At 71.4% G+C, this 8,028-nt stretch carries 9 protein-coding genes; 4 read left to right on the plus strand and 5 right to left on the minus strand.

The features are described from left to right. Positions 1-126: 126 nt before the first annotated feature. From MTQ10_RS24655 to MTQ10_RS24665, 3 genes are all read left to right on the plus strand, one after another. Entirely contained in the window at positions 127-1,488 is a 1,362-nt protein-coding gene (locus tag MTQ10_RS24655; protein ID WP_247472354.1) for an aspartate aminotransferase family protein, read from the plus strand. Positions 1,489-1,613: 125 nt separating this feature from the next. Next, positions 1,614-2,321, plus strand: a complete 708-nt coding sequence (locus MTQ10_RS24660; protein ID WP_247472355.1) for a GntR family transcriptional regulator — start codon at positions 1,614-1,616, stop codon at positions 2,319-2,321. Positions 2,322-2,419: 98 nt separating this feature from the next. After that, positions 2,420-3,070 (plus strand): hypothetical protein, encoded by a 651-nt coding sequence (locus MTQ10_RS24665; protein ID WP_247472356.1) that lies wholly within the window; start codon positions 2,420-2,422, stop codon positions 3,068-3,070. A gap of 39 nt (positions 3,071-3,109) precedes the next feature. Here MTQ10_RS24665 and MTQ10_RS24670 read toward each other — a convergent pair whose 3' ends face one another. The 3 genes from MTQ10_RS24670 to MTQ10_RS24680 form a co-directional block, all read right to left on the minus strand. Beyond that, positions 3,110-3,409 (minus strand): hypothetical protein, encoded by a 300-nt coding sequence (locus tag MTQ10_RS24670; protein WP_247472357.1) that lies wholly within the window; start codon positions 3,407-3,409, stop codon positions 3,110-3,112. Between the two features lie 244 nt (positions 3,410-3,653). After that, positions 3,654-3,848, minus strand: coding sequence for a hypothetical protein (locus tag MTQ10_RS24675; RefSeq protein WP_247472358.1), 195 nt, complete (start codon positions 3,846-3,848; stop codon positions 3,654-3,656). Positions 3,849-3,938: 90 nt separating this feature from the next. Continuing rightward, positions 3,939-5,222 (minus strand): adenylosuccinate synthase, encoded by a 1,284-nt coding sequence (locus MTQ10_RS24680; protein WP_247472359.1) that lies wholly within the window; start codon positions 5,220-5,222, stop codon positions 3,939-3,941. Between the two features lie 195 nt (positions 5,223-5,417). Between MTQ10_RS24680 and MTQ10_RS24685 the strand changes: the two genes are divergently transcribed. Next, positions 5,418-6,272 carry an acylglycerol kinase family protein gene (locus tag MTQ10_RS24685; protein WP_247472360.1) on the plus strand — a complete coding sequence of 285 codons (855 nt, stop codon included), beginning with the start codon at positions 5,418-5,420 and terminating at the stop codon, positions 6,270-6,272. A 261-nt stretch (positions 6,273-6,533) separates the two neighbouring features. Here MTQ10_RS24685 and MTQ10_RS24690 read toward each other — a convergent pair whose 3' ends face one another. Then, complete coding sequence (locus tag MTQ10_RS24690) at positions 6,534-7,754, minus strand: cytochrome P450 (protein WP_247472361.1); 1,221 nt, start codon at positions 7,752-7,754, stop codon at positions 6,534-6,536. Positions 7,755-7,799: 45 nt separating this feature from the next. Beyond that, positions 7,800-8,028: response regulator transcription factor (locus MTQ10_RS24695; RefSeq protein ID WP_247472362.1), on the minus strand; the 229-nt coding region annotated here is incomplete at its 5' end.

The following is an 8,028-nucleotide window of genomic DNA, read 5'->3' on the forward strand; positions in this document are numbered from 1 at the left end:
TGACGACCCGGGGGCGGGTCGCGGGCCCCACCCCCGCCCCCGGTTCGACAACGTGTCGCGCTCAGCCCCCGACCACAGACAGGACGCCGATATCGCTTCCGTGTCCCGGGCACCTACCCTCGCGCCATGACCCCTCATCTGCCCGACCCCCAGGCCGGCGCGGCCGTGAAGGCCGCGGACCGTGCGCACGTCTTCCACTCCTGGTCCGCGCAGGACCTCATCGACCCGCTCGCCGTCGCCGGCGCCGAGGGGTCGTACTTCTGGGACTACGACGGCAACCGCTACCTCGACTTCACCAGCGGCCTCGTCTACACGAACATCGGCTACCAGCACCCGAAGGTCGTCGCCGCGATCCAGGAGCAGGCGGCGAGGATGACGACGTTCGCGCCCGCGTTCGCGGTCGAGGCGCGGTCGGAGGCGGCGCGGCTGATCGCCGAGCGCACCCCCGGCGACCTCGACAAGATCTTCTTCACGAACGGCGGCGCCGACGCCGTCGAGCACGCGGTGCGGATGGCGCGGCTGCACACGGGCCGCCCCAAGGTGCTCTCCGCGTACCGCTCGTACCACGGCGGCACCCAGCAGGCGGTCAACATCACCGGCGACCCGCGCCGCTGGCCCAGCGACAGCGGCACCGCGGGAGTCGTGCACTTCTGGGCGCCGTTCCTGTACCGGTCGCGTTTCTACGCGGAGACCGAGGAGCAGGAGTGCGCGCGGGCGCTGGAGCACCTGGAGACGACCATCGCCTTCGAGGGGCCGTCGACCGTCGCCGCGATCGTCCTGGAGACCGTGCCGGGCACGGCCGGGATCATGGTGCCGCCGCCCGGCTATCTCGCCGGGGTCCGCGAGATCTGCGACAAGCACGGCATCGTGTTCGTCCTCGACGAGGTGATGGCCGGGTTCGGGCGGACCGGTGAGTGGTTCGCCGCCGACCACTTCGGTGTCGTACCGGACCTGATGACCTTCGCCAAGGGCGTCAACAGCGGCTACGTCCCGCTCGGCGGCGTCGCCATCTCCGGTGCGATCGCCGAGACGTTCGGCAAGCGCCCCTACCCGGGCGGTCTGACCTACTCGGGGCACCCGCTGGCCTGCGCCGCCGCCGTCGCCACCATCGACGTGATGGCAAAGGAGGGCGTCGTCGAGCACGCCCGCACGCTCGGCGCGGACGTCCTCGGCCCGGCCCTGCGCGAGATGGCGGAGCGGCACCCCAGCGTGGGCGACGTACGCGGCTTCGGCATGTTCTGGGCGCTGGAGCTGGTCCGCGACAAGGAGACGCGTGAGCCGCTCGTGCCGTACAACGCGGCCGGCGAGGCCAACGCGCCGATGGCGGCGTTCGCCGCCGCCGCCAGGCAGCACGGCATCTGGCCCTTCGTGAACATGAACCGCACCCACGTCGTGCCGCCGTGCAACATCTCCGAGTCCGAGCTGAAGGAGGGCCTCGCGGCACTGGACGCGGCGCTGTCCGTGGCCGACGAGTACACCGCGCGATAACGGGCGGAGAGCGGGGCTCCGCTCGGGCGGGACGGTCCGGCGCCCGTCAGCGTAAGGTGGCGTGCTCGAAGAGACGAGTACGCCACCCGCGCGTGCGCGTGTACGGAAGAGGGAGCCACCCGACCATGTCCGGCAGCACCGGCACCGGAACCGGCGCCGTGACCCGCAGCACCTTGCGGCAGCAGATCGCCGACGCGCTCCGCGACGAGGTGCTGGCGGGACGGCTCGGGCCGGGCAGGGCGTTCACGGTGAAGGAGATCGCCGACCAGTACGGCGTCTCCGCGACGCCCGTGCGGGAGGCCCTGGTGGACCTCAGCGCGCAGGGCCTGCTGGAGTCCGACCAGCACCGCGGTTTCAAGGTCCGCGAGTACTCCGTCTCCGACTACCGGGACATCATCGAGGCGCGCAGCCTCGTCATCCGGGGCATGTTCCTCGCCCTGGACGACGGCCACCCCGCCTACCGCAACCTCGACGACCCGCGGGGCGCGGCGGCCCTCGCGGGGGTGCGGCGGCGCGGCGAGGAGGCGCAGCGGGCGGCGGCGGCCGGTGATCTGACCGTGCTCATCGGCTACGACCTGCGGTTCTGGCGCGAGTTGAGCGCCCTGTTCGGCAACGCCTACCTCGCGGACTTTCTGCACCGGCTGCGCGTGCAGTCCTGGGTGTGCGCGGTGCAGCATCTGCGCAGACTGCCCGACGTGCGCGGGCAACTGTGGGCAGGCCACACCGAACTCGTGGATACGCTGGCACGGCGCGACACCGAGGGGGCGCGGAGGATCGTCGCGGCGTACAACGCGCACGCATTGGCCGTGATCGAACAGCTGGCCGACGGCTGAGGTGCGGTACGGCGGGTATGGGACCGGCACGCACCGAATACCCTGCATACCCTGCCGTGAGCCGTCGTCGTGCGAGGACGCTGTGTGAGGAGCCCTCTTTGGCCTGTGACCTGTGGCTGGTGCCGCTCGTGGACGTGCTGTGCCATACGCCCGACAATCCCTTCGCGGAGGAACTCGCGCAGTACAACAAGGTGCTGACCGAGTCCGGGCTCCCGCCCGTGCCCGTCTACCAGTACATGCCGGGCCTGTCCGGCGAGGTCGCCCCGGTGGCCGGATTCGACTACGACGCCCTGCACTTCCTGCGCCGCGCCTACCTGCTCCAGGTGTGCGGGCTGCCGGTGACGCCGGTGGACGAACTGGGCGGGGACTACGAGCAGTTGCTGGAGATGTTCGAGGCGACGGCCCAGCAGTCGCACCTGGTGTGGCACTACGACCACGCGGGCGCCTACGTCCCGCTGGACTTCCCGAGCCCCCTGTCCAGCGACGAACTGCTCGCCGGCGGCGGCCCGCTGGGCTCGTCGCAGGCGCTGCTGAGGGAGCTGGAGCAGGTCGCGGCGGCGATCGGCATCGACCCGGCCAACCCGCCCGCCGCGCCGGAACCGCCGCGCGCGCCGACCGAGTTGGAGCAGCCCGCCGATCCGGCGCCGTACGATCCCAGTCCGTTCGCCCGGGAGCGGCATGTGTGGCTGGGGCTGCACGCGGCGGCGACCCGCAGCCTGGCCCAGGGGTCGATGATCGTCTTCAGCTGACGGGCCGGCCGCGGCCGGGCCCCTGGGCTCCTGGGCCGCTCAGCCCTGTTGTGCGGCCTGGGCGAGGCCCTTCTGGATCTCCTCCAGGTTCATCACGGGGGTGACCTCGACATAGGCGTTGAGGTCGGTGAAGAGCGCGTCGAGGGTGGGCGGGATCTGCGAGCTGTCGGCCAGGTCGACGACGAGCACGATCGTGCGGTGACCGTCGATCGGGCCGAAGTACGCGGCTTCCGGCTTGATCCGCTCCAGCGTTTCCTTGATCATCTCCGGCATACGGCCGCTGCGGATGGCCTCGTTGCTGCGTTCGGTGTCCACGTTCGCCTTGACCAGCAAGCGCATGGCACTCACTTTCTTCGGTGGGGCAGGCGGTGGGGGGTTCACCTCAGCGTACGCCGGGGACCCCCGCCCCGCGCGGCGCCGGGGACGCACCCGGAGGCGCCGCGCGGGCCGCGTCGGCCGACGACGCCCGGTGTGCCTGGCGGATGAGGCGGTACGGCCGTGAGCGGCACCGTCAGCCCACGAGACGGGCCCGGCCGTAGGCGCCGCGTCAGCCGACGAGACGGGACCGGCCATGAGCCGTACGTCAGCCGATGAGCCGGATGTGCGGCGGCCACAGCACGCCCTCCGCGAGCAGCAGGGCCGGCCCGAGATGGACCGGGCACAGCAGGAGCGGTGGCCGCCGGTGGCGGACGACCTCGAACCGGGCGGGCTCCCCGCACTCCGTGTCCTCGACGTCTCCGCCGTACGGCCCCAGGCATCGCGCCTCGCGCCGGGTCATGCTCCATTCGACCGCGAAACGGGCGCCTCCGCTCGCCGGAGGCGCCCGTCCGGCGGACAATGCCCCGCATGCCGGCCGGGCCCGCGCGGCCTACAGGAACGAGTTGATCTCGATGGTCTCGTCCCGGCCCGGACCCACGCCGATCGCGGAGATCGGCGCGCCGGACAGCTCCTCCAGCGCCTTCACGTACGCCTGCGCGTTCTTCGGCAGGTCGGAGAAGGTCTTCGCCTTGCTGATGTCCTCGCTCCAGCCCGGCAGCATCTCGTAGACCGGCTTGGCGTGATGGAAGTCGGTCTGCGAGTACGGCAGGTCCTCGACGCGCCTTCCGTCGATCTCGTACGCCACGCACACCGGGATCTGCTCCCAGCCGGTCAGGACGTCCAGCTTGGTGAGGAAGAAGTCCGTGAGGCCGTTGACGCGGGTGGCGTACCGGGCGATCACCGCGTCGAACCAGCCGCAGCGGCGGTCACGGCCGGTGGTCACACCGCGCTCGCCGCCGATGCGGCGCAGCTTCTCGCCGTCCTCGTCGAACAGCTCCGTCGGGAACGGGCCCGAGCCGACACGGGTGGTGTACGCCTTGAGGATGCCGATGACGCGGCTGATCTTCGTCGGGCCGACTCCGGCACCGGTGCAGGCGCCGCCCGCGGTCGGGTTGCTGGAGGTGACGAACGGGTACGTGCCGTGGTCGATGTCGAGCAGCGTGCCCTGGCCGCCCTCGAACAGGACGACCTTGTCGTTCTCCAGGGCCTGGTTGATGATCAGCACCGTGTCGGCGACGTACGGCCGGATCTTCTCCGCGTAGCCCAGCAGCTCCTCGACGACCTGGTCGACGGCGATGGCCCGGCGGTTGTACAGCTTGGTCAGGATCTGGTTCTTGACGTCGAGGGCCGCCTCCACCTTCTGCTGGAGGATCGACTCGTCGTACAGGTCCTGGACGCGGATGCCGACGCGGTTGATCTTGTCGGCGTAGGTCGGTCCGATGCCGCGGCCGGTGGTGCCGATCTTGCGCTTTCCGAGGAACCGTTCGGTCACCTTGTCGACAGTGACGTTGTACGGCGTGATGATGTGCGCGTTGCCGCTGATGAGGAGCTTCGACGTGTCGACGCCGCGCTCGTTCAGACCGCTCAGCTCGGAGAGCAGGACCGACGGGTCGACGACGACGCCGTTACCGATGACGGGCGTACAGCCGGGGGACAGGATTCCGGAAGGGAGGAGGTGAAGTGCGTACTTCTGGTCGCCCACGACGACCGTGTGGCCGGCGTTGTTGCCGCCCTGGTAGCGCACCACGTAGTCGACCGATCCACCGAGCAGGTCGGTGGCCTTTCCCTTGCCTTCGTCACCCCACTGAGCACCGAGCAGCACAAGTGCGGGCACGCGCGTACACCCCTTCCGGGCGGGGCATGTCCAAGGTCAGGGGCGTACGCGGAGGGTCCACCGCCGCGTGCACCGCGGCCGTCGTTGGCCGCAAACCGTCGGACCGGATGCCCCGGAATAGACGAAGCCCCTGGCGCAATAGCGCAAGGGGCTCTTGCACAAAGATGCTACCCGAGGAAGCGAGGCAGGACCGAGGTGGCGACCTATCCGACGTCCGAACAGCTGCTGGTGATCGTCGACCCGATCGCCCGAAGGACGGACGGAGAGGCGGTACGCATCGCGAAAGACGTGCTCAGCGCGGGTGCGCCGACCAAGCTGTGCCTGCCGGAGGACCCGGAGGAGTTCACCCGGGTGCTGGCACGCCGCGGGTCGCGGCGGCCGGTGGTGATCGGTGACGACCGTGCGCTGGTGCGTGCAGTGTCGCTGCTGCACCGGCAGCGGGAGCTGGCCGGATCCGTGCTGTCCGTCGTCCCCGTCGGCCCGGCGGTGAGCGTGGCCCGCGCCCTGGGCGTGCCGACGGGCACGGTCGCGGCGGCACGGACTGTGCTGGACGGGGCGGTACGGCGGCTCGACGTGCTCGTCGACGACAGCGACGGCGTCGTCCTGGGCACGGTGGGCATCCCGCCGGTGCGGGAGCGGCTGCCGGAGGCCGTGCCCGAGCCGGAGGGGGCGCGGCCGTGGCTGCGGACCTGCCAGACCCTGGTGCGCACGCTGGTGCCGCTGCGCCCGGCCCGCACGCTGACGGCGTCCGCGCCGTCCCGGCTGCGGGTGGAGGTGGACGGGGAGACGGTGGTGGACCTGGACCGGCCGGTCGACGCGGTGTCGCTGACGCCCGGCAGCTCCGGTACGGCCCTCGTGGAGGTCCGCCCGGCGTCGGTGGGCTCGGACGCCGCCCCGGTGTTCCGGGAGGGCCGCACGGTCTCCGTCTCGGGCGCCGACTTCCGCTACCACGCCGACGACCGCGTCTCCGGCCCGGTCCGCCGCCGCACCTGGACGGTCCTGGAGTCCGCCTTCGGCCTGACCCTGCCGGCGGCGGGCCAGGTGTACTGATCACGAGCGCTGTCGACGCTCGTGATCAGTACACCTGGGGCAGGCGGAACCCATCCCTGTCGGGGACACAGCCGGACGGGGCAGGGATCGCCGGTCGCTCCGTCATCAAGGTCATGACGCGCCTTCCCCCTGCCGCAGACCACCCAGCGCTCGGAGTATCCGATCGACCACCCCGGATGACTCCGACGGGTGGGGCACGCGGACCGTGCGGGGCGCGGACCACGGCCCTCGGGTCGGGGGCGGTACCGGCCGGGCGAGGGATCAGCGGGTCTCGACGGGGAGGCCCTTCAGGCCGCGGATGACGAAGTTGGGGCGGCGTTCCGGTTCCGCCGTCGGGGCGAGCGTGGGGGCCTGGGTGAGGAGGGCCTTCATGGACGCGGCCAGTTCGATACGGGCCAGGGGGGCGCCGATGCAGTAGTGGATGCCGGCGCTGAAGGAGATGTGCGGGTTGTCGCGGCGGGTGAGGTCGAGCCGTTCGGGGTCGGTGAAGACGTCCGGGTCGTGGTTGGCGGAGCCGAACAGCATGGCGATCTCCGCGCCGCGCGGGATCGTCGTCCCGTCGATCTCGATGTCGTCGAGCACCCAGCGTTCGAACAGTTGCAGCGGGGTGTCGTAGCGCATCAGCTCCTCGATCGCGGTCGGGATCAGGGAGTGGTCGGCGCGCAGCGCGGCGAGCTGGTCCGGGTTGCGGAACAGGGCCCACCAGCCGTTGACCGTGGCGTTGACGGTGGCCTCGTGCCCGGCGTTGAGCAGCAGCACCGCCGTGGAGATCATCTCCTGTTCGGTGAGCCGGTCGCCCTCGTCGTGGGCGGCGATCAGACCGGAGATCAGGTCCTCGCCGGGCTGGGCGCGGCGGGCGGCGATCAGGTCGCGCAGATAGGCGGTGAACTCGACGGAGGCGCGGACGGCCCTGCGGGCGGCCTCCTCGGACGGGTTCAGCTCGTACATCCCGCAGATGTCCGCCGACCAGGGCCGCAGCAGCGGGCGGTCGCTCTCGGGGATGCCGAGCATCTCGGCGATCACGGCGACGGGCAGCGGTTCGGCGACGTCGGTGAGCAGATCGCCGCCGCCGGCCTCGACGAGCCGCGCGACGAGATCGCCGGCGAGCCGCTGCACGTACGGTTTGAGCCCCTCGACCGTCCTCGGCGTGAACGCCTTCGACACGAGCCGCCGGATACGGGTGTGGTCCGGGGGCTCCAGATCGAGCATGCCGTGATCGTTCAGGGTGTGGAACGGCTCGTGCTCGGGCGGCGGCGGGGTCTTCCCGAACTCCTCGTGCGTGAAGCGGTGCAGATACGTCCGCCCCAGCCGCCGCTCCCGCAGCAGCGCCGACACATCCGCGTGCCGTGGCACCAGCCACTGATCGGTGGCCTCGAAATACATCACCCTGCCCCGCGCGCGCAGCTCGGCGTAGGCGGGGTAGGGGTCGGCGACAAAGGCCGGATCCCACGGATCGAAGGCAGCACGGGCCACATCGGACATGCGGGGACGCTAACGCGCGGGGCGGGTGCCTGACCAGGGGTGCTCTCAGCCGGGGGTGACCAGGCGGGCCTCGTAGGCGTAGACGGCGGCCTGGGTGCGGTCGCGGAGGCCGAGTTTGACCAGGATGCGGCTGACGTGGGTTTTGATCGTGGACTCGGCGACCACCAGGCGTTCGGCTATCTCCGCGTTGGACAGGCCCTGCGCGATGAGGATCAGGACCTCCGTCTCGCGGTCGGTGAGGTCGCCGTGGGCGGCGTGGGCCGCGGACAGGGGG

This window comes from Streptomyces sp. XM83C (assembly GCF_023072675.1).
Classification (GTDB): domain Bacteria; phylum Actinomycetota; class Actinomycetes; order Streptomycetales; family Streptomycetaceae; genus Streptomyces; species Streptomyces thermocoprophilus.

Coding starts and splice junctions, on each gene's coding strand:
- MTQ10_RS24655 (WP_247472354.1), top strand. CDS start 127: ATGACCCCTCATCTGCCCGACCCCCAGGCCGGCGCGGCCGTGAAGGCC.
- MTQ10_RS24660 (WP_247472355.1), top strand. CDS start 1,614: ATGTCCGGCAGCACCGGCACCGGAACCGGCGCCGTGACCCGCAGCACC.
- MTQ10_RS24670 (WP_247472357.1), bottom strand. CDS start 3,409: ATGCGCTTGCTGGTCAAGGCGAACGTGGACACCGAACGCAGCAACGAG.
- MTQ10_RS24675 (WP_247472358.1), bottom strand. CDS start 3,848: ATGACCCGGCGCGAGGCGCGATGCCTGGGGCCGTACGGCGGAGACGTC.
- MTQ10_RS24690 (WP_247472361.1), bottom strand. CDS start 7,754: ATGTCCGATGTGGCCCGTGCTGCCTTCGATCCGTGGGATCCGGCCTTT.